This window comes from Pseudomonas chaetocerotis (genome assembly GCF_015712105.2).
GTDB classification, from domain to species: Bacteria; Pseudomonadota; Gammaproteobacteria; order Pseudomonadales; family Pseudomonadaceae; genus Aquipseudomonas; species Aquipseudomonas chaetocerotis.
Window position 1 is genome coordinate 35949 of the sequence record NZ_JACFYX020000004.1, and the last position, 25395, is coordinate 61343.

22 protein-coding genes are annotated in these 25395 nt (G+C 63.6%); 13 read left to right on the top strand and 9 right to left on the bottom strand.

All coding sequences use genetic code 11. The features are described from left to right. Nucleotides 1-29 precede the first annotated feature (29 nt). On the top strand, nt 30-2438 hold the full coding sequence (locus H3221_RS08540; protein ID WP_196474153.1) for a TonB-dependent siderophore receptor: 2409 nt from the start codon (nt 30-32) through the stop codon (nt 2436-2438). Between the two features lie 201 nt (nt 2439-2639). Here H3221_RS08540 and H3221_RS08545 read toward each other — a convergent pair whose 3' ends face one another. Next, the gene (locus H3221_RS08545; RefSeq protein ID WP_196474152.1) at nt 2640-3287 is read right to left on the bottom strand and encodes a hypothetical protein; all 648 of its coding nucleotides are present in this window, start codon (nt 3285-3287) and stop codon (nt 2640-2642) included. A gap of 143 nt (nt 3288-3430) precedes the next feature. On the opposite strand from H3221_RS08545, the gene H3221_RS08550 reads away from it, so the two are divergent. Further along, nucleotides 3431-4042, top strand: a complete 612-nt coding sequence (locus H3221_RS08550) for a LysE family translocator (RefSeq protein WP_196474151.1) — start codon at nt 3431-3433, stop codon at nt 4040-4042. Further along, nucleotides 4042-5232: a benzoate/H(+) symporter BenE family transporter gene (locus H3221_RS08555; protein ID WP_196474150.1), complete on the top strand. Its 1191-nt coding sequence runs from the start codon at nt 4042-4044 to the stop codon at nt 5230-5232. Before H3221_RS08550 ends, H3221_RS08555 begins: the two co-directional genes overlap by 1 nt. Before the next feature lie 127 nt (nt 5233-5359). Here H3221_RS08555 and H3221_RS08560 read toward each other — a convergent pair whose 3' ends face one another. The 5 genes from H3221_RS08560 to H3221_RS08580 all read right to left on the bottom strand — a co-directional run bounded on the left by H3221_RS08560 (nt 5360) and on the right by H3221_RS08580 (nt 10457). Continuing rightward, on the bottom strand, nt 5360-6256 hold the full coding sequence (locus H3221_RS08560) for a bile acid:sodium symporter family protein (protein WP_196474149.1): 897 nt from the start codon (nt 6254-6256) through the stop codon (nt 5360-5362). Between the two features lie 112 nt (nt 6257-6368). Then, the gene (locus tag H3221_RS08565) at nt 6369-7130 is read right to left on the bottom strand and encodes an SDR family oxidoreductase (RefSeq protein WP_196474148.1); all 762 of its coding nucleotides are present in this window, start codon (nt 7128-7130) and stop codon (nt 6369-6371) included. Between the two features lie 218 nt (nt 7131-7348). Continuing rightward, nucleotides 7349-8050 (bottom strand): orotidine-5'-phosphate decarboxylase, encoded by a 702-nt coding sequence (gene pyrF / locus H3221_RS08570; RefSeq protein ID WP_074914639.1) that lies wholly within the window; start codon nt 8048-8050, stop codon nt 7349-7351. A gap of 218 nt (nt 8051-8268) precedes the next feature. Further along, nucleotides 8269-9186, bottom strand: a complete 918-nt coding sequence (locus tag H3221_RS08575) for a response regulator (RefSeq protein WP_196474197.1) — start codon at nt 9184-9186, stop codon at nt 8269-8271. Then, nucleotides 9183-10457 carry a sensor histidine kinase gene (locus H3221_RS08580; protein WP_196474196.1) on the bottom strand — a complete coding sequence of 425 codons (1275 nt, stop codon included), beginning with the start codon at nt 10455-10457 and terminating at the stop codon, nt 9183-9185. The genes H3221_RS08575 and H3221_RS08580 overlap by 4 nt, the downstream gene beginning before the upstream one ends. A 261-nt stretch (nt 10458-10718) precedes the next feature. On the opposite strand from H3221_RS08580, the gene H3221_RS08585 reads away from it, so the two are divergent. The 4 genes from H3221_RS08585 (at nt 10719) to H3221_RS08600 (ending at nt 14086) form a co-directional block, all read left to right on the top strand. Further along, nucleotides 10719-12113, top strand: coding sequence for an ethanolamine ammonia-lyase subunit EutB (locus H3221_RS08585; protein ID WP_196474147.1), 1395 nt, complete (start codon nt 10719-10721; stop codon nt 12111-12113). Then, entirely contained in the window at nt 12113-12874 is a 762-nt protein-coding gene (gene eutC / locus H3221_RS08590) for an ethanolamine ammonia-lyase subunit EutC (RefSeq protein WP_196474146.1), read from the top strand. Before H3221_RS08585 ends, eutC begins: the two co-directional genes overlap by 1 nt. Nucleotides 12875-12928: 54 nt before the next feature. Then, on the top strand, nt 12929-13102 hold the full coding sequence (locus H3221_RS08595; protein WP_196474145.1) for a DUF2897 family protein: 174 nt from the start codon (nt 12929-12931) through the stop codon (nt 13100-13102). A 225-nt stretch (nt 13103-13327) separates the two neighbouring features. Then, complete coding sequence (locus H3221_RS08600; RefSeq protein WP_196474144.1) at nt 13328-14086, top strand: CPBP family intramembrane glutamic endopeptidase; 759 nt, start codon at nt 13328-13330, stop codon at nt 14084-14086. Here the strand turns inward: H3221_RS08600 and H3221_RS08605 are convergent. From H3221_RS08605 to H3221_RS08615, 3 genes are all read right to left on the bottom strand, one after another. Beyond that, nucleotides 14037-14855, bottom strand: coding sequence for a substrate-binding periplasmic protein (locus tag H3221_RS08605; RefSeq protein WP_196474195.1), 819 nt, complete (start codon nt 14853-14855; stop codon nt 14037-14039). The two genes, H3221_RS08600 and H3221_RS08605, sit on opposite strands and share 50 nt — an antisense overlap. A 76-nt stretch (nt 14856-14931) precedes the next feature. Beyond that, nucleotides 14932-15717 carry a substrate-binding periplasmic protein gene (locus H3221_RS08610; RefSeq protein WP_196474143.1) on the bottom strand — a complete coding sequence of 262 codons (786 nt, stop codon included), beginning with the start codon at nt 15715-15717 and terminating at the stop codon, nt 14932-14934. Between the two features lie 87 nt (nt 15718-15804). Continuing rightward, nucleotides 15805-16428: a TetR/AcrR family transcriptional regulator gene (locus tag H3221_RS08615; RefSeq protein WP_196474142.1), complete on the bottom strand. Its 624-nt coding sequence runs from the start codon at nt 16426-16428 to the stop codon at nt 15805-15807. Nucleotides 16429-16648: 220 nt separating this feature from the next. Between H3221_RS08615 and H3221_RS08620 the strand changes: the two genes are divergently transcribed. The 6 genes from H3221_RS08620 (at nt 16649) to H3221_RS08645 (ending at nt 25388) form a co-directional block, all read left to right on the top strand. After that, complete coding sequence (locus H3221_RS08620; RefSeq protein WP_196474141.1) at nt 16649-18466, top strand: acyclic terpene utilization AtuA family protein; 1818 nt, start codon at nt 16649-16651, stop codon at nt 18464-18466. A gap of 42 nt (nt 18467-18508) precedes the next feature. After that, entirely contained in the window at nt 18509-19378 is an 870-nt protein-coding gene (locus H3221_RS08625) for an SDR family oxidoreductase (protein WP_196474140.1), read from the top strand. A 4-nt stretch (nt 19379-19382) separates the two neighbouring features. Next, nucleotides 19383-20999, top strand: a complete 1617-nt coding sequence (atuC, locus tag H3221_RS08630; RefSeq protein ID WP_196474139.1) for a geranyl-CoA carboxylase subunit beta — start codon at nt 19383-19385, stop codon at nt 20997-20999. 81 nt (nt 21000-21080) lie between these two features. Further along, nucleotides 21081-22238, top strand: coding sequence for a citronellyl-CoA dehydrogenase (gene atuD / locus H3221_RS08635; RefSeq protein ID WP_196474138.1), 1158 nt, complete (start codon nt 21081-21083; stop codon nt 22236-22238). Between the two features lie 190 nt (nt 22239-22428). Next, nucleotides 22429-23226 (top strand): isohexenylglutaconyl-CoA hydratase, encoded by a 798-nt coding sequence (gene atuE / locus H3221_RS08640; RefSeq protein ID WP_196474137.1) that lies wholly within the window; start codon nt 22429-22431, stop codon nt 23224-23226. A gap of 176 nt (nt 23227-23402) precedes the next feature. Next, complete coding sequence (locus H3221_RS08645; RefSeq protein WP_196474136.1) at nt 23403-25388, top strand: acetyl/propionyl/methylcrotonyl-CoA carboxylase subunit alpha; 1986 nt, start codon at nt 23403-23405, stop codon at nt 25386-25388. The last annotated feature ends 7 nt before the right edge of the window (nt 25389-25395 follow it).

Here is a 25395-nt window from a genome sequence, read left to right on the forward strand (position 1 = left end):
GATACATTAACTCTTAGGAGACGTTCGCAATGTCCTTCCGCCCCGCTCCCTTCCGCCACACGCTGCTGGCCCTGACCATCGCCTTCGCCGGCCATGCCGGGCTGGCCCATGCCGAGGCCTACCAACTGCCTGCCGGCCCTCTCGCAGCCACGCTCAACCAGATCGCCAGCCAGGCTGGCGTGACCCTGAGCATCGATCCGGCCCTGACCGAGGGCAAGAGCTCGGCACCGGTCAGCGGCGACTACGAAGCCATCGAAGCCCTCGATCAGGCGCTGCGTGGCACGGGCCTGCAGCTGCAAGGCGGCAGCGGTGGCACCTACAGCCTGGCCCCTGCAGCAGAAGCGGCAATGGCACTGCCGGACGTGACCGTGACAGCCAGCGAACAGGCCGCCGAGACCGCCTGGGGCCCGACCCGTGGTTATCTGGCCAACCGCACCGCAACCGGCACCAAGGCCGACACGCCGCTGCTGGAAACCCCACGCTCGATCTCCGTCGCCACCCGCGAGCAGATGCAGGACCGCAAGGTGCAGAACCTCGATGATGCCGTGCGTTATATGCCCGGAGTCATCGCCAGCAGCTACGGCAGTGACAGCCGCGCCGACTGGATGAAGATCCGCGGCTTCGAACCGATCCAGATGCTCGACGGCCTGCCGCTGCCCAAGGGCAGCTACACCATGGCCAAGCTGGAAACCTGGAACCTGGAGCGCGTCGCCGTACTGCGCGGCCCGGCCTCGGCAGTGTATGGCCAGACCCCGCCCGGCGGCCTGGTGGATGCGGTCAGCCGCCGCCCGCAGGCCGAAAGCAGCCATGAAGTGCAGGTGCAGATTGGTAACTACAACCACAAGCAGATCAGCTTCGACAGCACTGGCAAGATCGACGATGAAGGTCGCGTTCTCTACCGTTTCAGCGGCACCGGTCGCGACAGTGGCACCGTTATCGAACATATGGACGACCAGCGTTTCAACCTGGCGCCCAGCCTGACCTGGAACATTGCCGACGACACCAGACTGACCTTCCTCGGCCAGTTCAACCGTGACGATACCGGCGGCACCAGCCAGTTCCTGCCCCTGCAAGGCACCAAGCTGGGCACGCCAGCCGGCAAGGTCGATTACAACAAGAACCTGGGTGACCCTGACTGGGAGTTCTACGACAAGACATTCTACGCGCTGGGCTACGCCTTCGAGCACCGCATCAACGATACCTGGCAGTTCAATCAGAACCTGCGTTACAGCAAGCTCGAACTGGACAATCAGATCATCACGGCTGGGGGCTGGGCCACCGCGGTTTCCGATGACGGTACAGTTGCACGCGGTGCCAACGTGTACGACGAGAACATCAGTCACTTCGCCGTGGACAACAACTTCCAGGCGGACTTCAACACTGGCGTAATCGGTCACACTCTGCTGCTCGGCGTAGATTATCTGCGCGTCAACACCGATTACCGCTGGCTGTACGGTGCGGCTCCCAGCAGCAACATCATTCGCCCGATCTACGGTCAGGACTTCAGCGGCGTCGCCTACACCGCCCTCCAGGACTACAACCAGAAGCGCAGAAACACCGGCCTCTATCTGCAGGACCAGATGGCACTCGACGCCTGGCGCCTGACCCTGGGCGGCCGCTGGGACCGGCTGGATACCGACTCGGTGTTCTACAACGCCAATAACGCCAAGGACAGCCGTCGCGACAGCCAATTCAGCGGCAACGCAGCGCTGAGCTACGTGTTCGATTCCGGCTTCACGCCCTATGTGTCCTATGCCGAATCCTTCCAGGCCGAAGCGGGCGGCAACAGCGGCGAAGCGTTCAAACCCAGCACCGGCAAGCAGTACGAACTGGGCATCAAGTATCAACCGCTGGGCAGCGACATGCTGTTCACCGCCGCCGTCTATGACCTGAAGCGGCAGAACATCGTCACCACCAACACCGCCGGCGCCACCGAGCCGGTGAGCGAGGTGGAAGTGCGCGGCCTGGAGCTGGAGGCTACCGGTAACGTCACCGAGAACCTCAGTTTGACGGCGTCCTACAGCTATACCAACAGCAAGATGACCGAGGTCGGTGACCCGCGCGACAAGAACCGCGCCCTGCCGCTGATACCCGAGCATCAGGCGTCGATCTGGGCCGACTATGACTGGAACCACGGCTTGCTGGCGGGCTTCGGCGCCGGCTTGGGTGCCCGCTTTGTCGGCTCCACCGACAATATTGCCGTCGGCAGCATGGGCTTCGTGCGTGATCCTTCCGACGGCCACAGCAGCGCCTATACCGTCTACGACGCCGCAGTGCGCTACGACCTCGGTCAACTCGATGCCGGCCTGCGTGGCGCCAGCGTATCGCTCAACGCCAACAACCTGTTCGACAAGGAATACCTTTCGACCTGCGATGGTTTCTATTGCTACGCAGGTGACCCGCGCCGGGTCACGGCCAGCCTCGATTACAAATGGTGACCAGCCGATGGGCTAATGCCTGTCAGTCAAACGTAGAAAAATGACTGTGTAGGAGCCAGCTTGCTGGCGATCAAGCGTCTCGGCGAGCACCAGCCTCACAAAGGCAAAGCATCGCCGGCAAGCCGGCTCCTACAGGTCTGTAGCGCCCCCGCGGTGATCTGGCCTTGTGCCCATCAGACAGCTATTGCCGTTTGGACGCAGTCAGTGCGCCCCCCCCTGCAACTCGGCAGCGCCTTTGAAGAACACCAGCATCAGCGCTACGCCGGCCCCAAGCAAGGGCAGCAGCGCCACCAGCATCAACAGCACGCTGGTCAGCATCAGCCCACCGACGATATCGAGCCAGGCCATCACCTTCAGCGACGGATAGGGATATTGCAGTTTAAGCAACCGTATCCCCAGCCAAGTGGTGCAGAGCCCCGTCAGGCACAGCAGCGCCACATAACTCAGCGTCTGCCAGTCCAGCCCTGCAAACAGCTGCTCGCCGAACAGCAGGTCGGCCAATTCCAGCAGCAGGGAAACTACCAGCACGGCCCATACCGGCACGCTCAGGTTGCGCGCAGCGAAGCGAGCTTCGGCAAAAGCCTTGAAACGCAGCAGCAGGTAGCAACCGAGTAGTGTCAGCGCCAGCCTCAGCCAGTCGGTGTAGCTAAACAGAAGTTCAGCCTCATGTGCCTCCAGCAGGGCACCGGCGAACAGCAGCCCAACTACCAGGACATTGACCACTACCGAGACCAGTGCCAGCCAGCCCAGCACCTGCAACTGCCTGGCGCTCCAGCCTGGCAACGACTGCACGCCAGCGCTATCGAGCAATTCCACCTGCGGTGCACTGTAGGGATTGTCCGGTTGCATCGCCTTTATCCTTGTTCGGCAAAAAACCGAGGCTAACCATCCAGGCAGCGCTTGACCAGACTGTATGGTTCAACCCACCGGTGGCTGTACCGCGACGCCACTGCAGCCGCGCAATAGGCTTTGCCAGTCACCGGAGAACGACCATGTCCACCGAACTGCTGCTCGCCTTCATCGCCTTCGCCTTCGTCACCTCGGTGACGCCCGGCCCCAACAACATGATGCTGCTCGCCTCTGGCGTGAACTTCGGCGTGCGCCGCAGCATTCCGCACATGCTCGGCATCAGCCTGGGTTTCATGCTGCTGGTGGCCGCCGTGGGCCTGGGCCTCGGCCAGGTGTTCCAGCGATTGCCGGTACTGCACGACGTGCTGCGCTATGTCGGCGCCGCGTACCTGATTTACCTGGCCTGGAAGATCGCCCAATCCGGCGCACCGCAAAGCCAAGAGAACCCTGAAGCCAAACCGTTCACGTTCATCCAGGCGGCGGCCTTTCAGTGGGTCAACCCCAAGGCGTGGATCATGGCCATCGGCGCCATCACCACCTACACGCCGCAGGAGGGCTTCTTCAGCAACGTGCTGCTGATCGCCGCGCTGTTCGCGCTGGTCAACTGCCCAAGCGTGGGGTTGTGGACCGTCGCCGGCAGCCTGCTGCGCAAGTGGTTGAACAACCCGCGCGCACTGCGCGTCTTCAACATCGGCATGGCGTTGCTGCTGGTCGCTTCGCTCTATCCCATCCTCGTCGACACTGGAACGTTCTGATGCAAGACGCCGCCCCAACTCGTCTGCGCCCACTGGCGGACACCTCCACCTCGGCCGTGGTCGCTGGCTTCATCGCCATGCTCACCGGCTATACCAGTTCCCTGGTGCTGATGTTCCAGGCCGGCCAGGCAGCCGGCCTGACTAGCGGACAGATTTCTTCGTGGATCTGGGCGCTGTCGATCGGCATGGCGCTGTGCTGCATCGTGCTCTCGCTGCGCTATCGCGCGCCGGTGATGATCGCCTGGTCCACCCCCGGCGCTGCGCTGCTGGTCACCAGCCTGCCCCAGGTCTCCTACGGTGAGGCCATCGGCGCCTACATTCTGGCCTCGGGATTGATCGTGCTGATCGGCCTGACCGGCACCTTCGACCGGCTGATGCGCCGCATTCCCGGCTCCATAGCCGCGGCGCTGCTGGCCGGCGTACTGTTCAAGATCGGTCTGGAAATCTGCGTGGCCGCCGAGCAGCAGCCGATTCTGGTGGTTGCCATGCTGCTCGCCTACCTGCTCGGCAAGCGCCTGTGGCCGCGCTATTCGGTACTGTCTGCGTTGATCGTCGGCAGCGTGCTGGCCGGGGTCTTCGGCCTGCTGGATTTCAGCGATTTCCAGTTGCAACTGGCCACGCCTGAGTGGACGACGCCAAGCTTCTCGCTGGCCGCCGCCATCAGCATCGGCATTCCGCTGTTCATCGTCGCCATGGCCTCGCAGAACCTGCCGGGCATGGCCGTACTACGCGCCAATGGCTACGACGTGCCGGCTTCACCGCTGCTGACCAGCACCGGCCTGGTGTCGATCCTGATGGCACCGTTTGGCAGCCATGGCATCCACATGGCGGCCATCAGTGCCGCCATATGCGCCGGGCCGGAAGCTCATGAGGACCCACGCAAGCGCTACACGGCGGCGGTCTGGTGCGGGGTGTTCTACGCCATCGCCGGCATCTTCGGCGCCACCCTGGCTTCGCTGTTCGCGGCGCTGCCGGCGGCGCTGATCCTGTCCATCGCCGCATTGGCGCTGTTCGCTTCGATCATCGGCGGCCTGACCCAGGCCATGAGCGAACCCAACGAGCGTGAAGCGGCGCTGATCACCTTCCTCGTCACTGCCTCCGGCATGACCCTGGGCGGCGTCGGCTCGGCGTTCTGGGGCATCGTCGCCGGCCTGTTGACCCTGGCGATACTCAACGCAGGTAAACGCTAGCCCCCCCGTACGGGAATGCTCTGCAAGGCCACCCCGGATTGCATCCGGGCTACAGTTCTGGGGCAGTCAGCAGGGTGCGCCGTGCGCACCGCCAGCCACGCGGCCTTCCCGGTGCGCGCAGTGCACCCTACCGTTCGGCCACAGCTTCGTGGGCCAGTTCGGTGCCATGCATGCGGTTGACCCACAGCCCGAACAGCGCTGCAGTCACGAACATGATCAGGCTGTAGATCGCCGCCGGAATCGCCATGGTCGGGTTGTTCAGCAGCGCCGGACTCAGGGCCAGGGCGATGGCCAGGGTGCCGTTGTGAATACCGATCTCCATGGCGATGGCGATGGCCTGACGCAAGTTGAGCTTGAGCAGCCTGGGTATGCAGTAGCCCACCGCCATGCTCAGCAGGTTGAAGGCCAGCGCCGCCCCGCCCACCGCAGGCGCGTAATCGACGAAGGTGCGCCAGTCCTTGGCCACCGCCAGCAGAATGATCAGCAGCAGGAACAACGCCGAGATGATCTTCACGGGTTTCTGCATGCGCTCGGCGAAACCAGGGAAGTGGCTGCGCAGCCACATGCCGATGGCCACAGGACCAAGGACGATCACGAATACCTGCACCACCTTGGCGAACTGTAGCGGGATGGCCTGATCGGCAGACATGAAGTACGCCAGCGATAGATTGACGATCAGCGGCATGGTCAGAATCGCAATCACCGAGTTGACGGCGGTGAGGGTGATGTTCAACGCCACGTCGCCATGAGCCAGATGGCTGTAGAGATTGGCGGTGGTGCCACCCGGCGAGGCTGCCAACAGCATCAGACCCACGGCCAGTGCCGGCGCCAGACCAAAGGCCTTGGCCAGGAAGAAGCACGCCAGCGGCAACAGCAGCAGCTGGCAAGCCAGGCCGATCAGCACGGGTTTGGGAAATTTGGCCACGCGGGCGAAATCGGCCAGGCTCAGTGACAAGCCAAGCCCGAGCATGATGATGCCCAGCGCAGCGGGAAGGAAAAACGTCAGCAAGGGATCGGCGGTCATTATTGTTATCGCTCCAGTTGAACCTGGCAGGATTGTGCTGAGTCAGGACCACTGCGGACAGTGGCCCTGCGAGCCAACCTTAGCCTGCTTGCAGACTACCAGGATAGAGCCTTCATATTGCCGTGGCCCCGCCGTCCACCGCCAACGCCTGGCCGGTGGTGAACGCAGCGTGGTCGCTGCATAGATAGAGCACGGCAGCTGCGATCTCCTCGACCTTGCCGATGCGCCCGACGGGGTGCATGGCGGCGGCGAACTCGGCCTTCTTCGGATCGGCTTCATAGGCGCGGCGGAACATATCGGTGTCGATCACGGCCGGGCAGACTGCGTTCACCCGCAGTTTCTTCTTGGCGTACTCGATCGCTGCGGATTTGGTCAGACCGATCACCGCATGCTTGGAGGCCGCGTAGATGCTCATCTTGGGAGCAGCGCCCAGGCCGGCCACCGAAGCGGTATTGACGATAGCGCCACCGCCCTGGGCCAGCAGCAAGGGGATCTGATGCTTCATGCACAGCCACACGCCCTTGACGTTGACCCCCATGATGGCGTCGAACTCGGCTTCGTTGCCGTCAGCCAGCTTGCCCTGCTCGATCTCGATACCGGCGTTGTTGAAGGCATAGTCCAGGCGGCCGTACTGCGCCAAGGTAGCGTCCATCAGCACCTTGACCTCGGCATCGCGGGTCACGTCGCAACGCACGAAGCAAGCCTCGCCGCCAGCCCCACGAATCAGCTCGACGGTGCCCTCACCGCCTGCCACATCCACGTCGGAAACTACCACCTTGAGCCCTTCGGCAGCGAACGCCTGGGCGGTGGCACGGCCAATACCGGCTGCAGCGCCGGTGACCAGGGCGACCTGGCCGGAGAACGTCATGCTCATGTCTGCTTCCTCGCAGCGATTTTTGTTGAATTGGCGAGGAGTCTAGCCAGGCGGCCGGACGCAGAGCAGCACTATCAGGCTCTGGAGTGGCGAGTCATGCAGGGCGCTGATGGCGGCTCCACCAGCGCGGTGCCGCGATCAGCGGGTAGCCCGGATGAAATCCGGGACAGATCGGACGGCATATCAGACAGCCCCGGATTTCATACGGGCTACAGGGTTCAGCCTTGTAGTTCAGCGACTACAGCAGCCAGCGCCTGTGCCGGATCGGCAGCCTGGCTGATCGGGCGACCGATCACCAGATAATCGGAACCTGCTTCCAGTGCCTGACGTGGGGTGAGGATGCGCTTCTGGTCATCGGCGCTGCTGCCGGCAGGACGAATACCCGGTGTCACCAGTTGCAGACGCGGCTGCGCGACCTTGAGTGCACGGGCTTCCTGCGCCGAGCAGACCAGGCCATCGAGCCCGGCCTCGGCGGCCAGACCCGCCAGGCGCAACACCTGTTCCTGCGGCGGCACGTCCAGGCCGATGCCGGCCAGGTCCTGCTGCTCCATGCTGGTCAGCACCGTCACGCCGATCAGCAGCGGCTTGGCGCCAGCCAGTTTGTCCAGCTCGTTACGACAGGCCGCCATCATGCGCAGGCCGCCGGAGCAGTGCACGTTGACCATCCACACGCCCAGCTCCGCAGCAGCCTTGACCGCCATCGCCGTGGTATTGGGGATATCGTGGAATTTCAGATCGAGGAACAGCTCGAAACCCTTGGCCTGCAATGCCTCGACCACTTGCGGACCACTGCGGGTGAACAGCTCCTTGCCGACCTTGACCCGGCACAGCGCCGGATCGAGCTGATCGGCCAGCGCCAGAGCGGCATCACGGCTGGGAAAGTCGAGGGCGACGATGATCGGGGTTTGGCAGACAGGCATGGGGTGGTCTCGAACAGGATGAAAAACGCCGCGCATTGTAGCGCAAAGCGTCCTGTCACTGGTCGCGGTTAAACCCTTCTAAGCCGCCCCATAGCCGATGCAATCCGAGGCATTGGCGCCGGCACCCGGGCATCGCAGCTGAAGCACAGCTCCCACAGACATTCACTCACTGCTCCGTTGGAGCGGCTTCAGCCGCGAAAGCGCAGCACAGCCAAGGATCAGGCAATCAGCCGTTCACGCAGGCGCCCGAGCATGCCCATCAGGCTGCCAACCCTCTCCTGCTCACGCGCGTCACGCGGCACCTCGGCCAGGCGAGTGACCACTTGCTGTGGTTGCGCGCGCCAGATCAAGGCCTGCTCGGCTGCAGCCTTCAAGCCTTTCTCGAACAGACCACGGCGAATCGGCTTGGGCAGGTAGCGGAAGATCTGCGCCTCATTGACCAGACGCAGCAGCGCCTGGGTGTCCTGAAATGGCGTAACCACCAGACTGAGCAGGCGCGGGTGGGCTTGCGCGAGGGTCTTGAGCAACGGCGCGGTATCTTCGCCGGCCAACCTGAGGTCACTGACCAGAATGTCCGCGCCTTCGTTGTTGAGCTGCAGCATGGCTTCGGCCAGATTGCGTGCGCGCAGCAGGCGATGCCCACCCGCCACGCAGAACTCGCCAACGACGGCAAGCGTGTCCGGCTCGTCGTCCAGCAGCAGCACCGACAGCGGTGCACTCAACCCTTCACTGGCGACAGCTTGCAGCGGCTGCGCCTGGCGTACGGCCAGCTCAGCCGCCTGGCGCAGGGTGAAGGCCATTTCCTGCTGATCCCAGGGTTTGGTCAGGTAGCGGAAGATGCCGCCGTTGTTCAACGCCTCCACCGCAGCATCCAGATCGGAATAACCGGTCAGCAGGATGCGCAGCGTGTTCGGCGCGATCTCGCGCGCTTCGGCCAACAACTGGGCCCCGCTCATCTGCGGCATGCGCTGATCGCTGACCAGTACATGGATGTGTTCCTCACGCAGACGCTGCAGCGCGCGCAGCGGGTCGCTCTCGGTCAGTACCTCGTAGTGGCGGCGAAACTGCAGGGCAAGGCTGCGCAGAATACGCTCCTCGTCGTCGACGAAGAGAATGCGAACGGGTGCGGACATCAGGCGCTCCTTTTCATGGCGGAGGTAGCGGGCAACGGCAGGCTGATGAGAAAGCGCGTGCCACGTCCTGGCTCGGAGGCGACGCGAATCTGGCCGCCGTGGTCCTGGACGATCTTGTAACTGATGGACAAACCGAGGCCGGTGCCCTGGCCGACCGGTTTGGTGGTGAAAAAGGGATCGAAGATCTTCGCCAGGACCTCGGGCGGCATGCCACGGCCGTTGTCCTGCAGCGACACATGAACGCCCTGGGCATCGACCCAGCTACGGATCTGGATACGCCCCACTCCCTCGATGGCCTGTGCAGCGTTGGTCAGCAGGTTGAGCAGCACCTGGTTGATCTGTGATGGCGCACAGGCAATGCGTGGCAGCTCGCCGAGTTGCTGCACCACTTCTACCTTGTCCTTGATGTGATTACGGGCGATCAGCAGCGCGCTGCGGATGCAGTCATTGAGGTCGACCTCCTCACTCATGGCGCGGTCGAGACGGGCGAAATCCTTGAGGCCAACCACCAGCTCGGCGATCTGTTCCAGGCCATACAGCGTGTCGCCGTAGAGCTGCTTCAGGTCCTCGGCCAGCAGCTCCGGCGCCGCCTGCTGGCGAGCCTGTTCGGCGGCCTGCAGGGCCTGGGCGAGGCTTGCCTCATCGCAATCCGGGTCGCTCAGGCATTGGCCCAGTCGCGCCTGCGCGGCGGCCAGTCCGAACAGAGGCTCGCTCAGCTCGCGCAGCAGTTGCACGTTGTTCTTCACGTAGCCCAGCGGCGTGTTCAGCTCATGGGCGACGCCGGCGACCATCTGTCCGAGCGACGCCATCTTCTCCGACTGCAGCAACTGCGCCTGGGATTCCTTGAGGTCCACCAACGCCTGGCGCAATACGCGATTGCGCTGGGCAACGCGCGCCTCCATGGCCTTGAGCAAATCCAGCACCGTGCCCAGACCGCAATATTCACCTTGGGCATCGATCAGGATGAAGTCCTCGGTGATCGGGTACTGCAACTGCGCGGTAACCTGCTTGGCAGCCTCTTCCAGGCTGGTTTCCAGGCTGACGATCAGCGGCGCTTGGTTCATCACCTCGCCCACCGGGTGGCGACCTCGCAGGTCGCGCCCGAAGCGCTGCATGAAGATGTCCTGGAGCGTGGCGCGACTGACCAGGCCAAGCGGCCGATTGTGCTCATCGACCACCGGCAGAGAGAGAAAAGCGCGGTGTTCAGCCGCCAGGAACAGATCGGCGACCTCGTTGATATTCATCGACGCGGCGAGCGGTGTAACGGCTCGCATCAGCGATTGCAGCGCTCTGGCATGGGTCACGAACGGCCTCCCCGTGCGATCGGAAAGCCGACATTCAAACAGCGCCAAGTTGCCATCATGTGACAGACATCACGATGCCGACGCGCTAATCTGATGCACCAGTCTCAGCCCTGCACCGTTTTCAGGCTTCCGAAATATTCGGCCGCGCCTGCGGACCACCAATCACCGGCGGCAAGCCCGCTGGCATGAGCACTGCACGGCAAGTACATCCTCTTGCAACGGGTTGCAGCCATGCCCTATCAAACCACCATCGGCAGCCTGGTCTACCGCTTCGCGGACCTCAAGACGCTGCTGGCCAAGGCCAGCCCGGCGCGATCCGGCGACTACCTTGCAGGACTGGCTGCCGCTACCTACGAAGAGCGCATGGCGGCCAAGCTGGCCCTGGCCGAGGTGCCGCTCAAGCGCTTTCTCGACGAGGCGCTGATTCCCTACGAGCAGGACGAAGTCACCCGCCTGATCATCGACCGCCATGACGCCGCCGCCTTTGCCCCGATCAGCCACCTGAGCGTGGGCGACCTGCGCGACTGGCTGCTGCTGGAGAAGACCGACAGCGCGCGTCTGGCAGCAGTGGCCGCCGGGCTGACACCGGAGATGGTTGCCGCAGTGAGCAAGCTGATGCGCAATCAGGACCTGATTCTGGTGGCACGCAAATGCCAGGTGATCACGCGTTTTCGCAACACCCTGGGCCTGCCCGGTCATCTGGCCGTACGCCTGCAGCCCAACCACCCCACCGACGACGTGCGCGGCATCGCCGCCAGCATGCTCGACGGCCTGCTCTACGGCTCCGGCGACGCCACGGTCGGTATCAACCCGGCCAGTGATTCGCTGCCGACGCTGATGCGCTTGTGGCAGATGATGGACGAAGTGCGCCAGCACTTCGAAATCCCCATGCAGAGCTGCGTGCTGACCCACGTCACCACGCAGATCCAGGCCATCGAAGCCGGCGCGCCGATCGATCTGGTATTCCAGTCCATCGCCGGCACCGAAGCCACCAACGCCGGCTTCGGCGTATCCCTGGCTATCCTGCGCGAAGCCCATGAAGCTGCGCTGTCGCTGGGGCGCGGCACCCTGGGTGACAATGTCATGTACTTCGAAACCGGCCAGGGCAGTGCGCTGTCGGCCGGCGGTCATCATGGTGTCGACCAGCAGACCTGCGAAGCCCGCGCCTATGCCGTGGCCCGCGAATTCCGCCCGCTATTGGTCAATACCGTGGTCGGGTTCATCGGCCCGGAATACCTCTACGACGGCAAGCAGATCATCCGCGCCGGCCTGGAAGACCACTTCTGCGCCAAGCTGCTCGGCCTGCCGATGGGCTGCGACGTCTGCTACACCAACCACGCCGAAGCCGATCAGGACGACATGGACAGCCTGCTCACCCTGCTCGGCGCGGCCGGTATCAACTTCATCATGGGCATCCCGGGTGCCGACGACATCATGCTCAACTACCAGAGCACCTCGTTCCACGATGCGTTGTACCTGCGCCATGTGCTGGGCCTGAAACGCGCACCCGAATTCGATGCCTGGCTGGCGCGCATGGCCATTACCGAACCGAGCGGCCGACTGCGTGAGATCGGTAGCGGTCATCATCTGCTCAAACAACTGCCGCACATCTCGGGAGCTGCGTGATGGCCAATGATCTGATTCAGCAAAATCCCTGGGACGAACTGCGTGCGCATACCTCGGCACGTATCGCGCTCGGCCGCGTCGGCTGCAGCCTGCCCACCCGCGAAGTGCTGAAGTTCGGCCTGGCCCATGCCCAGGCGCGCGATGCGGTGCATCGCCCGCTGGACTTCGGCGAACTCAAGCATCAACTGCATGCGGCGGGTTTTCGTACCCTGAAAGTACGCAGTAACGCCGAAGACCGGCAGACCTACCTGCTGCGCCCGGATCACGGCCGTCATCTGCATGGCGACTGCCAGGTGCAACTGCTGCACGAATTGCCCGCCCCTGAAATCGCCATCGTGCTGGCCGATGGCTTGTCGTCCGTTGCCGTGCAGCGCCATGCCCTGCCGCTGCTGCAAGCCTTCCGCGAGCGCTTCGACACCGACTGGGCCAACACTCCGGTGGTGCTGGCCGAGCAAGGCCGCGTGGCAATTGGCGATGGCATAGGTGAAGCGCTGCGCGCGCGTCTGCTGATCGTGATGATCGGCGAACGCCCTGGACTCACCTCGCCGGACAGCCTCGGCCTGTACCTGACCTACGCACCGCGCGTAGGCTGCCTGGACAGCGAACGCAACTGCATCTCCAATGTGCGTCCCGAGGGCCTGCCCTACGAGCAGGCAGCACATAAACTCGACTACCTGGCGCGCCATGCGCTACGCCTGCAACTGAGCGGCGTGCAGCTCAAGGACGACAGTAACCTGCTCCCGGTCCTACAGGCAGACTGACAAGAACCAGAACGCGCGTTATGGTGACAGCTACATTCCTTGTGAGGAGTCATCATGCCCTGGTACGTCTGGCTGATGCTGGTTATGGTATTCGGCTCGGTGATCGGCAGCCTGCTGGTGCTGCGCAGCAGCGCCAAGAAAATGCCCCTGAGCGAAGACCAGCTCGAACGCATGCGCAAGCGCGCCATCGAGCAGGAAGCCAAGGACGAGAGCGAGCGTCAGCGCTAAACGCACTTGTTCCATCAGGTAACGCCAAGACTGCCCGCAACGCAGCCTGCTAGCAGGTCGTTGAAAAACGTAGGCGAGGCAGCTAATGCAAGGCAAAAACAGGCGAGGAAGCGGAGTTTACGAGTTGTAAATGAGCATTCCGAGCCTGTTTTTAACGCAGCAATAGCAACGCAGGTAGTTTTTCGACTGCCTGCTAGACTGCGCGCCTTCTCCAGGAGAGGTGCCATGCCCCTGCATCTGCGCTTGCTGCTCCCCGCTCTCACCCTGGTCCTGGGCACCGGCCTGGGTTTCATCCAACCCCTCGGCCTGCTGCTGGGCAGCGCATTCGTCATAGTCCTGTTGGCCGGACAATCGCGCCTGCCGAACTGGCTATGGCTACCTCTCATCCTGCTCGGCGCAATCGCCCTGGCGGCGCACCTCATACCCGGTTTCAGCCCTTGGCAGTTGTGGCAGCCACGTCTCATCAGTCACGACGCAGCTCCCTATGGCCTGCGTCTGTCCTGGGACAAGCTGCTGTTGGGCACCGCCCTGCTCGCCTGGTGGCTGGGGCTGCCACGCAGCCCTGTGATCTCGCTGAAACATGCCTGGCTGACGTGCGTCGCCACCTTGCTGCTGGTGCCGCTATTGGCCATGGCGCTGGATCTGGTCGCCTGGCAGCCCAAATGGCCGCAGGGCCTGCTGCTGTGGCTGGCGGTCAATCTCGGCGTGGCGGTACTGGCGGAGGAATTGCTCTTTCGCGGCCTGTTGCAGACTGCCCTGATCAAGCGCCTGGGCATCTGGCCTGGTCTGCTGCTGACGGCGGGCCTGTTCGGCGCGGCCCACCTGCCCTTCAGCACACTATTCGCCGTGGTGGCGACATGCGCGGGGCTGGGTTACGGGCTGGCCTTTCACTACAGCGGCCGCCTGAGCCTGGCCATCACCCTGCACACAGCGGTCAATCTTCTGCATATATTGCTGTTGAGCTATCCGCTACGCCTGGCGTGACGGCAATGCGATAGGGCGAGAAAATGCGTTGCAGCTCGCCTTTCGCCCTCAACTGCTCGAGCAGAGCGGCGAAGCGTTCAGGAGTAATCGGCGCGCCGGCGCGAATCATCGCATGATGGCGATAGACCTGATCGACACGTTCGGAGATCAGTAACTGCCGTGCATACTCACGATTGCGCTCGAGGAAGTCATAGAGATTGGAGCGCGTCACCAGCGCGACATCGGCGCGCCCGCGTATCACCATCCGCAGGTTGCTGTCGTGGGAGTGACCGAGGTTGGCGTTGAAGGTGTTGGTAAGGAACTCCGGGTCGCTGTTGAACTGGGCAAATCCGTAGTGATAACCACGATATAGCGCCAGGCGCTTGCCTTCGAGCTGTTCGAAGTAACGCTGGTCGCGCAGCGCCTCGTTTCTGGCGACGAACAACTCCGCATCTTCCAGCCTCATATCGACGGCTTCAGCGTCGATGTCCTGCCATCCCCATTGCGGATTCTCGAAAATAGCCATATCGATACGCCCGCGCTGCAGGTCGCTGAAGCGACGCACGATGGCGGTGGGCAACATGGTGAAGTGGTATTCGCTCTGCTCTCGATTGAGCGCTTCGAGCAGCTGCGGCAGCAGGCCACTCGAGTCATGCAGGTTGGACTTGATCACGTAGGGGGGGAAGTGCGCGCCACCGACCTTGACCACGTCGGCCGCATGAAGAGGACCCACCAGCAAGAGACACAAGGCACCCAAACATCCATGAATCCAGCACCGCGCATGCCGCATGTCGAGTCCCCAAAAAATTCCTTCTCTCAGTGAGCTGCACACTACTCCAGTCTCTCCTGACCGACTAGATGGATTTTCACTCTACTGACACTTTGTTACCCAATGCCAGACGATAGCGCCCAAGTAGCTTCGATAGTTCACCACTGGCCTGCAGCCGGTTCAACAGCTCGGCAACTTCAGCCGGGCTCAGCGGTCCCCTGGGCCGCAGCAGCACCTGATGGTGATAGAACTGATCAGGGCGATCGGAAACCAGCAACTCGGACAGCATTTCCGGGTGCCGATCCAGGAACAGCTCCAGATACGAGCGCGTCACCACGGCGATATCGACGCGTCGCGCCAGGAGCATGCGCAGGTTACTGTCATGGGAATAGGTCAGCAACGCGTTGAAGTTCCGCGCGAGATAGTCAGGGTCGGCGTCGAAACTGGCGAAGCCGTAGTGATAGCCGTTGTAGAGCGCCATGCGCTTGTCGCTGAAATTCTCGAAATAGTCCTGCCCACGCCCCGGTTCCGCCGCAGCGACATAGACTTCCGCATCACCGATATCCAACCCCAGGGCCACGTATGAAGTGCCCTGCCAACCCCAGCGACTGGACTCGAAGAACATCAGATCGAAGCGTCCGCTTTCAAGGTCGCGGTAACGGCGGGTCGCCGAGGTCGGTACCAGGACGAAACGGTATTGCTGCTGCAACGCGTTGAGTGCGCGCAACAACTCTGGCACCAAACCTTGCGGGTAAGGTGATTCGGGCTTGTCCAGATAGGGCGGAAAGTGATAACCGCCAACGCGCACCTCCTGCAGCGCAACGGCAGCAGGTACATGCAACAGCCACAGACAGCACAACAGGTAAAAGGCTAGTGCGCGCAAACTCGACCTCTCGTCACGGATGACAACGCGGAAGTAACCCAACGCCCGTGTTCGAGCCGAAAACCGGCAGATGCTCCTATCCTAGCCTCAGGCTTCCTTACATACCAATGACAGCGCTTCTTCGGCCAACTGATCCAGTGTCATCGGTCCCTGCGAGCGGAACCAGGTATTGGTCCAGCTCAGCGCACCCGTGAGAAAACGCCGCTGAATGAAGGGATCGCCCCTGAAGTAACCGGCATTGCGCGCCTCGCCCAGCACCGTCAACCAGATCTGCTCGTAGGTATCGCGCAAGGCCAGTACCTGCGCCTGCCCATCTTCCGAAAGCGAGCGCCATTCGTAGACCAGCACCGCCATGGCCTCGCCGGTGCCGCCCATGATCGATTGCAGCTCGCAGCGGATCAGCGCCAGCAGCCGCTCACGGGTGCCCTGCGCCTCGGCCAGTGCAGCGCGCATGAGCGCGGTGTTGTAGACGATGGTTTCCTCCATCACCGAGCGCAGGATCTCGTCCTTGCTCTTGAAGTGGTGAAAGATGCTGCCCGACTGAATACCGATCGCGGCGGCCAGATCACGCACCGTGGTGCGCTCGTACCCCTTACTGCGGAACAGGTGGGCGGCCATCTGCAACAGCTTGCCGCGGGCACTGTCCGGATCAGTTACCTGGCCGCTGGCGACCAGTTCCTGCATCACGGCCTGGGCTCTGTGTTCATCCACGCTGACTTCTCCCCTGGCTGCCTTGCTCGGCGATTGTTCTGATGAATTCTCTATGCTGCCGGCAAGTGCTTGTCTTGCTTGATGAAATGTATGCGGCGAGAGCCGACCAAGCAAGCGCTTGGGCGCATTTTTGGCCGAATTGCCGTCTTCCACCACTTTAAAACCAAGCGCTTGCTTGGTAGTGTGAGCTCACCTTTCAATGTGTGACGGGCCAATTCCAATGAGCAAAACCGTACGCATCGGCTGCGCCTCCGCGTTCTGGGGCGACACCTCTACAGCAGCCGCCCAGCTGGTTCGCGGCGCCGAGCTGGATTACCTGGTATTCGACTACCTAGCCGAGATCACCATGTCGATCATGGCCGGCGCCCGCATGAAGAAGCCTGACGATGGCTACGCCCGCGATTTCGTCGAGGTCCTCACACCGCTGCTGGGCGAGCTGGCGGCGAAGAAGATCCGCGTCATCAGCAACGCCGGCGGGGTCAACCCGATGGCCTGTGCCACCGCACTGAGCGCTGCCTGCGAGCAGGCAGGCGTGCAACTTAAGATCGCCGTGCTGCACGGCGACAACCTGCAACCCAAGCTTGGCGAGCTGGTCAAGGCCGGCACCCGCGAGATGTTCAGCTGCGCAGCGCTGCCGCCCTTCTGCGTGTCGGTCAACGCCTACCTGGGCGCGCCGGGCATCGTCGCCGCGCTCGAACAGGGCGCCGACATCGTCATCACTGGCCGGGTGGTCGACAGCGCCGTGGTCAGCGCCGCCCTGGTGCACGAGTTCGGCTGGGCCTGGACCGACTACGATAAGCTCGCCCAGGCAGCCCTGGCCGGGCACATCATCGAATGCGGCGCGCAGTGCACCGGTGGCAACTTCACCGATTGGCGCGACGTACCGGATTACGAGCACATCGGTTTTCCCATCGTAGAAGTCGAAGGCGATGGCCGTTTCGTCGTGACCAAGCCCGAGGGTTCCGGCGGCCTGGTCACGCCTCTTACCGTTGGCGAGCAGATGCTCTACGAGATCGGCGACCCGCGCGCCTATCTGTTGCCGGACGTGATCTGCGACTTCACCCTGGTCGAACTGCGTCAGGTCGGCGACAACCGCGTGCAGCTGCAGGGCGCGCGCGGCCTACCGCCTACCGATCAGTACAAGGTCAGCGCCACGCACCCGGACGGTTTTCGCTGCACCGCCAGCTTCCTGCTCGCAGGTATCGACGCCGTGGCCAAGGCCGAGCGCGTCGCCCAGGCGATCATCAAAAAGACCGAAGAAATGTTCGCCGAGCGTGGCTGGGGCCGTTACCAGGAGGTCAGCGTCGAGCTGCTGGGTAGCGAGGCGACCTATGGCGCCCACGCTCAACATCAGGGCAGCCGCGAGGTGGTGGTAAAGATCGCCGCACGCCATGCCAGGAAGGAGGCGCTGATTCTCTTCTCCCGCGAGATCGCCCAGGCCGCCACCGGCATGGCGCCAGGCCTGACCGGCATCGTCGGCGGGCGCCCCACCGTCTACCCAGTGATCCGTCTGTTCAGTTTCCTGGTGGACAAGAGCGCCTGCGCCTTGAGCGTCGAGATCGATGGCGAGCGCCAGCCGGTTGTCTTGCCTCAGGTCGATACCTTCGACTCCGATCAGCTCCGCGCGCCGGCCGCCCTACCCGTGCCCATGGGTGAAGCGGACGCTGCCGTGCCGCTGATCCGTCTGGCCGTAGCCCGCTCTGGCGACAAGGGCAACCACAGCAACATCGGCGTGATGGCCAGAAAGCCCGAATACCTGGCGTGGATAGCCGCTGCACTGACGCCTGAAGCCGTGGCCAACTGGATGGCGCATACCCTGGACGCCGAGCAGGGTCGCGTCAGCCGCTGGTACCTGCCAGGCAGCCACAGCCTCAACTTCCTGCTGGAGAACGCGCTGGGCGGTGGTGGCGTCGCCAGCCTGCGCATCGACCCGCAAGGCAAGGCCTTCGCCCAGCAACTGCTGGAATTCCCGGTACCGGTGCCCAGCGTGCTGGCGCAAACCTTGAATGGTGTGCACGGCGCACCCTACACCCCGTAGGGTGCGCCATGCGCACCGGCATCAGTCAGGACAACAATAAAAATGCCATACGACTCAGTCTTTAAATCCGCTCTGTTCAGCGGCCAGACCATCCTGGTCACCGGCGGTGGCAGCGGCATTGGTCGCTGCGTAGCCCACGAGCTGGCCCACCTTGGTGCCCATGTGGTGCTGGTCGGACGCAAGTTGGAAAAGCTGGAGAAGACCTGCGCCGAGATCATCGAGGACGGTGGCAGCGCCAGCTTCCAGGTCTGCGACATCCGTGACGAAGACGCCGTGAAAACCATGGTCGGCGCGGTGATCAAGGAGCGCGGGCGCATTCACCAGCTTGTGAATAATGCAGGCGGCCAGTTCCCTGCGCCACTGATCGGCATCAACCAGAAAGGCTTCGAAACGGTGGTACGCACCAACCTGGTGGGCGGTTTCCTGGTGGCCAAGGAAGTCTTCCTGCAGAGCATGAGCAAGCACGGTGGCGCCATCGTCAACATGCTCGCCGACATGTGGGGCGGCATGCCCGGCATGGGCCACTCCGGCGCGGCGCGGGCCGGCATGGAGAACTTCACCAAGACGGCTGCCTACGAGTGGGGCCACGCGGGCGTGCGGGTCAACGCCGTGGCGCCGGGCTGGATCGCCTCCAGCGGCATGGACACCTACCCCGAGTCGATGAAGAACATGATCCGTAACCTCAAGGATCACGTGCCGCTGCAGCGCATCGGCAGCGAATCGGAGGTAGCCGCAGCCATCGTCTTTCTGCTCAGCCCCGGTGCCAACTTCATCAGCGGCAACACCATCCGCATCGATGGCGCCGCCAGCCAGGGCACTCGAGCCTGGACGCTGGGCAAGGCGAGAAACAGTGAGCCCTACAACGGTTTCCATCGGGCCTATGTGCCCGATGTACTGAAAGACCAGGAGTAAGGCGATGCCCGTGATCCAATCGGAAATCGATGTGCATGGCGATGCCTTCGCGCAGAACCGCGAAGCCATGCTGGCCGCTATCACGGCCTTCCGCGAGGTCGAGCAAAAGGTCCAGGACAAGGCGCAGGAAGCCAAGGCTAAATTCGAGAAGCGCGGCCAGTTGCTGCCACGCGAACGCATCAATCTGCTGCTCGATGCCGGTGCGCCGTTCCTCGAGTTGGCCTCGCTGGCCGGCTACAAGCTGCACGACGACAAGGACGGCAGCCAGGCCGGCGGCGGCCTGATCGCCGGCATCGGCTACATCGCCGGCGTGCGCTGCCTGGTGATCGCCAACAACAGCGCGATCAAGGGCGGCACCATCTCCCCGACTGGCCTGAAGAAGTCGCTGCGCCTGCAGCAGATCGCCTTCGAGAACAAGCTACCGGTGGTGACCCTGGCCGAGAGCGGCGGCGCCAACCTCAACTACGCCGCCGATATCTTCGTAGAGGGCGCGCGCGGCTTCGCCAACCAGGCACGCATGTCCGCCATGGGCCTGCCGCAGATCACCGTGGTGCATGGATCAAGCACCGCCGGCGGGGCCTATCAGCCAGGCCTGTCGGACTACGTGGTGGTGGTGCGCGGCAAGGCCAAGATGTTCCTCGCCGGTCCTCCACTGCTCAAGGCCGCCACCGGCGAGATCGCCACCGACGAGCAACTTGGTGGCGCCGAAATGCACGCCCAGGTTGCCGGCACCGCCGAGTACCTGGCCGAGAACGACGCCGACGGCGTGCGCCTGGCGCGTGAGATCCTCGCCATGCTGCCCTGGAACCAGCAGTTGCCGGCGCGGCCGTCGAACACCTGGCGCGAACCGCTGTACCCAGCCGAGGAACTGCTCGGCCTGGTACCGGCCGACGCCAAGAAGCCCTACGACGTGCGCGAGATCATCGCGCGCATCGCCGATGGCTCGGTGTTTCTCGACTTCAAGAACGAGTTCGACAGCCAGACCGTCTGCGGCCATCTGCAGATCGAAGGCCAGGCCTGCGGCTTCATCGGCAACAACGGCCCGATCACCCCGCAGGGCGCGGCCAAGGCAGCGCAGTTCATCCAGCTGTGCGAGCAGAGCAACACGCCGATCCTGTTCTTCCACAACACCACCGGTTTCATGGTCGGTACCGAGTCGGAACAGAACGGCGTGATCAAGCACGGCTCGAAGATGATCCAGGCCGTGGCCAACGCCACCGTGCCCAAGCTCACCATCGTCGTCGGCGGCTCCTACGGCGCCGGCAACTACGCCATGTGCGGCCGCGGCCTCGACCCGCGCTTCATCTTCGCCTGGCCCAACAGCAAGACCGCCGTGATGGGTGGTGCCCAGGCCGGCAAGGTGCTGCGCATCGTCACCGAGGACAAGCATGCCAAGGAAGGCAAGGAAGCCGATCCGAAAATGCTCGACATGCTCGAGCAAGTCACTGCGCAGAAGCTCGACAGCCAGTCCACCGCGCTGTACGGCACCGCCAGCCTGTGGGACGACGGCCTGATCGACCCGCGTGATACGCGCAAGCTGCTGGGCTTCTTGCTGGACATCTGCGCCGAAGCCAACTTGCGTCCATTGAAGAAAAGCAGTTTCGGCGTGGCGCGATTCTGACCGTAGGGCGGGTGAAACCCGCAAAGCATGCGGCGGGTTTCACCCGCCCTACAGACCCATTCGATACGGAGCACAACAACAATGATCTTCACCCAGGAACACGAAGAACTCCGCCGTACCGTCCGCAATTTCGTCGACAAGGAAATCAATCCGTACGTCGATGAGTGGGAAAAGGAAGGCCGCTTCCCCATCCACGACATCTTCAGGAAGGCCGGCGAACTGGGGCTGCTGGGCATCTCCAAACCGGAGAAATTTGGCGGCATGGGCCTGGACTACAGCTACTCGATCGTTGCAGCCGAAGAGTTCGGCACCATTCACTGCGGCGGCATCCCCATGTCCATCGGTGTGCAGACCGACATGTGCACCCCGGCCCTGGCGCGCTTCGGCTCCGATGAGCTGCGCGAAGCGTTCCTGCGCCCGGCCATTACTGGTGAGATGGTCGGCTGCATCGGCGTCTCCGAAGTTGGCGCCGGCTCCGACGTGGCCGGTCTGAAGACCACCGCGCGCAAGGACGGCGATGACTACGTGATCAACGGCAGCAAGATGTGGATTACGAACTCTCCGAGTGCCGACTTCATCTGCCTGCTGGCCAACACCAGTGACGACAAGCCGCACGTCAACAAGTCACTGATCGTGGTGCCGATGAAGACTCCTGGCATCACGGTGAGCCCACACCTGGACAAGCTCGGCATGCGCAGCTCGGAAACCGCCCAGGTGTTCTTCGACAACGTGCGCGTGCCGCAGCGCTATCGCATCGGCCACGAAGGCGCCGGCTTCATGATGCAGATGCTGCAGTTCCAGGAAGAGCGCCTGTTCGGTGCGGCGAACATGATCAAGGGCCTGGAACACTGCGTAGACACCACCATCGACTACTGCAAACAGCGCCACACCTTCGGTCAGCCGCTGATCGACAACCAGGTCATTCACTTCCGCATGGCCGAGCTGCAGACCGAGATCGAGTGCCTGCGCGCACTGGTGTACCAGGCCACCGAGCAATACGTGAAAGGCCGCGACGTGACCAAGCTGGCATCGATGGCCAAGCTCAAGGCCGGGCGCCTTGGCCGCGAGGTGTCCGACGCCTGCCTGCAGTACTGGGGCGGTATGGGCTTCATGTGGGACAACCCGGTGTCGCGCGCCTACCGCGACGTACGCCTGGTCAGCATTGGCGGCGGTGCCGACGAAATCATGCTCGGCATCATCTGCAAGCTGATGGGCATCCTGCCTGGGAAGAAAAAATAGTCGGGACCGATTGTTAACGTCGCGTAGCGACGGCCCGAAGGGGGGCCGCCAGGGACGGCAGGCCTGAACATAGGGTGGACGTCGCTTTTCACGTCCACCGCAACGGTGGATCGATAAAGCGTGATCCACCCTACGCACTGAACGCCATTGTCGTGCGGCGGGTTTCACCCGCCCTACACCGAGGTCTCCAATGAACGACCTGCCCCACTGCGAAACCCTGCTGCTCAACCTCGAAGGTGGCGTGCTGCACATCACCCTCAACCGCCCGGACAACCGCAACGCCATGAGCCTGGCCATGGTCGGCGAACTGCGCGCCACGCTGGAGGCCGTGCGCCATGACGCGAACGTGCGCGCTCTCGTCCTGCGCGGCGCGGGCGGCCACTTCTGCGCCGGTGGCGATATCAAGGACATGGCCGGTGCCCGCGCCAAAGGAAGTGACGCCTACCGCGAGCTGAACCGCGCCTTCGGTGCACTGCTGGAAGAGGCCCAGGCCGCCCCGCAGGTGCTGGTGGCCGTACTGGAAGGCGCCGTACTCGGCGGCGGTTTCGGCCTGGCCTGCGTGTCCGACGTGGCCATCGCCGCCAGCAGTGCCAGGTTCGGCCTGCCGGAAACCACGCTGGGCATCCTCCCGGCGCAGATCGCCCCCTTCGTCGTGCATCGCATCGGCCTGACCCAGGCGCGTCGCCTGGCTCTGACCGCCGCCCGCTTCGACGGCACCGAGGCACTACGCCTGGGCCTGGTGCATTACTGCGAATGCGATGACGCAGCCCTGCAGCAGCGCCTGGACGAGACCCTGGAACAGATTCGCCAATGCGCGCCACAGGCCAACGCCCAGACCAAGGCCCTGCTGCTGGCCAGCGAACGCGAAGCACTCGGCCCGCTGCTCGATCGCGCCGCCGAACAGTTCGCCACTGCAGTGACCGGCGCCGAGGGCGCCGAAGGCACCCTGGCCTTCGTGCAGAAACGCAAGCCGAAGTGGGCCCAATGATGGATTGGACAGACAAGCACTACCGACAAAGACCGTAGGGTGGATCGGGGCGCGCAGCCGTCGCTCTTCTCATCCACCCATGCAACAAGCGGTGGATCGATAAAGCGTGATCCACCCTACGCCAGAACACCATAGCCCGGATGCAATCCCGGGATCGCCCCCACAGGAGCACGAAGATGCCCGCATTCAACAAGATCCTGATCGCCAACCGTGGCGAGATCGCGTGCCGGGTGATACGCACCGCCATCGAACTCGGCTACCGTACCGTGGCGGTGTACTCCGAGGCCGATAGCGACGCCCGTCACGTGCAGATCGCCGACGAAGCCGTGTGCATCGGCCCGGCACAGGTGGGCCAGTCCTACCTGCGCATCGACGCCATCATCGAGGCGGCGCGCAAGACCGGCGCCGACGCCATCCACCCCGGCTACGGTTTCCTCTCCGAGAACGCCGACTTCGCCCGCGCCTGCGAGGCGGCCGGTATCGTCTTCATCGGCCCGACCGTAGAGGCCATCCACCTGATGGGCAGCAAACGCCTGTCCAAGATCGCCATGCTCGAAGCCGGCGTGCCCTGCATTCCCGGTTACGAAGGCGCCGCCCAGGATGACGAGACCCTGGCCAGCGAAGCCGAACGCATCGGCTACCCGCTGATGATCAAGGCCAGCGCCGGTGGCGGCGGCCGCGGCATGCGCCTGGTACAGGAATCCAGCGAACTGCTGGCACAAATCCGCACCGCCCGCTCGGAGGCGCAGAACGCCTTCGGCTCCGGCGAGCTGATCCTCGAACGCGCGGTGATCCGCCCGCGCCATGTGGAAATCCAGATCTTCGGCGACCAGCACGGCAATATCGTCTACCTCGGCGAACGCGACTGCTCGGTACAGCGTCGCCACCAGAAGGTGGTCGAGGAAGCGCCCTGCCCGGTGATGACGCCCGAGCTGCGCCGCGCCATGGGCGAGGCGGCAGTGAAGGCGGCGGCCTCGGTCAGCTATGTCGGCGCCGGCACCGTGGAGTTCCTGCTCGACGCCAGCGGCGAGTTCTTCTTCCTGGAAATGAACACTCGCCTGCAGGTCGAGCACCCGGTCACCGAGCTGATCACTGGACAGGATCTGGTGGCCTGGCAGATTCGCACGGCCTCCGGCCAGCCCCTGCCGCTGCTGCAGAACGAAATCCGCCTGACCGGCCACGCCATGGAAGTGCGTCTGTATGCCGAAGACTCGGCCGCCGGCTTCCTGCCGCAAACCGGCAAGGTGCTGCGCTGGGAACCCGAGACGCTACCCGGCGTGCGCATCGATCACGGGTTGGTCGAGGGCCAGGCGGTCACGCCCTTCTACGATCCGATGCTGGCCAAGGTCATCGCCTACGGCGCAACCCGCGACGAAGCCCGGCGCAAGCTGGTGCGCGCCGTGGAAAAGTGCGTGCTGCTCGGTGTGAACGGCAACCAGCGTTTCCTCGCCAACCTGCTCAAGCACCCGCAGTTCGCGGCTGGAAACGCAACAACCGCCTTTATCGTCGAACACTTCGAAGGCGATCCCAGCCTGCACCCGCACACCGCCAGCCTGGCCGAGCTGGCCATGGCCGCCGCCCTGCTCTACCAGGTCTCGGCCAATGCCCGCGCTCACCAGCCAGGCCTGTCCGGCTGGCGCAGCGCCGGCAGCGCGCCCTGGCGTTTCGTTCTCAAGCAGGGGGAACACAAACACGCTGTGGAACTGGACGTGCTCGCCAGTGGCCCACAAGCACAGCTTCGCGTGCGCCGAGGTGAAGAGCATTTGTCCTTGCGCCTGCTGGCCAGCGACGGCCGTTGGCTGACCCTCGAACTGGACGGCGTGCGCCGCCGCCAGGCATACCACATAGAAGGCGAACACCTGTGGCTGTACGGTGAACACGGTAACCTGGAACTGCTGGACGTGACCCACGAGCCAGCGGGCGGGCAGAACGCCGCCAGCAGCGGCGCGGTAAAGGCACCGATGGATGGTGCCATCGTCGACGTACTGATCGCCGAGGGCGCTAGCGTGAGCAAGGGGCAACTGCTGGTGGTACTGGAAGCAATGAAGATGGAGCACCCGCTCAAGGCCGGCGTCGACGGCATCGTCCGTCGCGTTGGCGTGAGTCAGGGCGACCAGGTCAAGAACCGTCAGTTGTTGGTGGAGATCGAAACGGCTTCGTAGGGTGCGC

Bases quoted from the DNA above. Each gene is read 5' to 3' on its own strand.
- H3221_RS08645 (WP_196474136.1), top strand. From the start codon at position 23,403: ATGCCCGCATTCAACAAGATCCTGATCGCCAACCGTGGCGAGATCGCG.
- H3221_RS08545 (WP_196474152.1), bottom strand. From the start codon at position 3,287: ATGCAACCGGACAATCCCTACAGTGCACCGCAGGTGGAATTGCTCGAT.
- H3221_RS08540 (WP_196474153.1), top strand. From the start codon at position 30: ATGTCCTTCCGCCCCGCTCCCTTCCGCCACACGCTGCTGGCCCTGACC.
- H3221_RS08560 (WP_196474149.1), bottom strand. From the start codon at position 6,256: ATGACCGCCGATCCCTTGCTGACGTTTTTCCTTCCCGCTGCGCTGGGC.
- H3221_RS08605 (WP_196474195.1), bottom strand. From the start codon at position 14,855: ATGCGGCATGCGCGGTGCTGGATTCATGGATGTTTGGGTGCCTTGTGT.
- H3221_RS08620 (WP_196474141.1), top strand. From the start codon at position 16,649: ATGAGCAAAACCGTACGCATCGGCTGCGCCTCCGCGTTCTGGGGCGAC.
- H3221_RS08625 (WP_196474140.1), top strand. From the start codon at position 18,509: ATGCCATACGACTCAGTCTTTAAATCCGCTCTGTTCAGCGGCCAGACC.
- H3221_RS08580 (WP_196474196.1), bottom strand. From the start codon at position 10,457: ATGCGAGCCGTTACACCGCTCGCCGCGTCGATGAATATCAACGAGGTC.
- H3221_RS08555 (WP_196474150.1), top strand. From the start codon at position 4,042: ATGCAAGACGCCGCCCCAACTCGTCTGCGCCCACTGGCGGACACCTCC.
- H3221_RS08585 (WP_196474147.1), top strand. From the start codon at position 10,719: ATGCCCTATCAAACCACCATCGGCAGCCTGGTCTACCGCTTCGCGGAC.
- atuD (WP_196474138.1), top strand. From the start codon at position 21,081: ATGATCTTCACCCAGGAACACGAAGAACTCCGCCGTACCGTCCGCAAT.
- atuC (WP_196474139.1), top strand. From the start codon at position 19,383: ATGCCCGTGATCCAATCGGAAATCGATGTGCATGGCGATGCCTTCGCG.
- pyrF (WP_074914639.1), bottom strand. From the start codon at position 8,050: ATGCCTGTCTGCCAAACCCCGATCATCGTCGCCCTCGACTTTCCCAGC.
- eutC (WP_196474146.1), top strand. From the start codon at position 12,113: ATGGCCAATGATCTGATTCAGCAAAATCCCTGGGACGAACTGCGTGCG.
- H3221_RS08595 (WP_196474145.1), top strand. From the start codon at position 12,929: ATGCCCTGGTACGTCTGGCTGATGCTGGTTATGGTATTCGGCTCGGTG.
- H3221_RS08550 (WP_196474151.1), top strand. From the start codon at position 3,431: ATGTCCACCGAACTGCTGCTCGCCTTCATCGCCTTCGCCTTCGTCACC.
- H3221_RS08565 (WP_196474148.1), bottom strand. From the start codon at position 7,130: ATGAGCATGACGTTCTCCGGCCAGGTCGCCCTGGTCACCGGCGCTGCA.
- atuE (WP_196474137.1), top strand. From the start codon at position 22,429: ATGAACGACCTGCCCCACTGCGAAACCCTGCTGCTCAACCTCGAAGGT.
- H3221_RS08600 (WP_196474144.1), top strand. From the start codon at position 13,328: ATGCCCCTGCATCTGCGCTTGCTGCTCCCCGCTCTCACCCTGGTCCTG.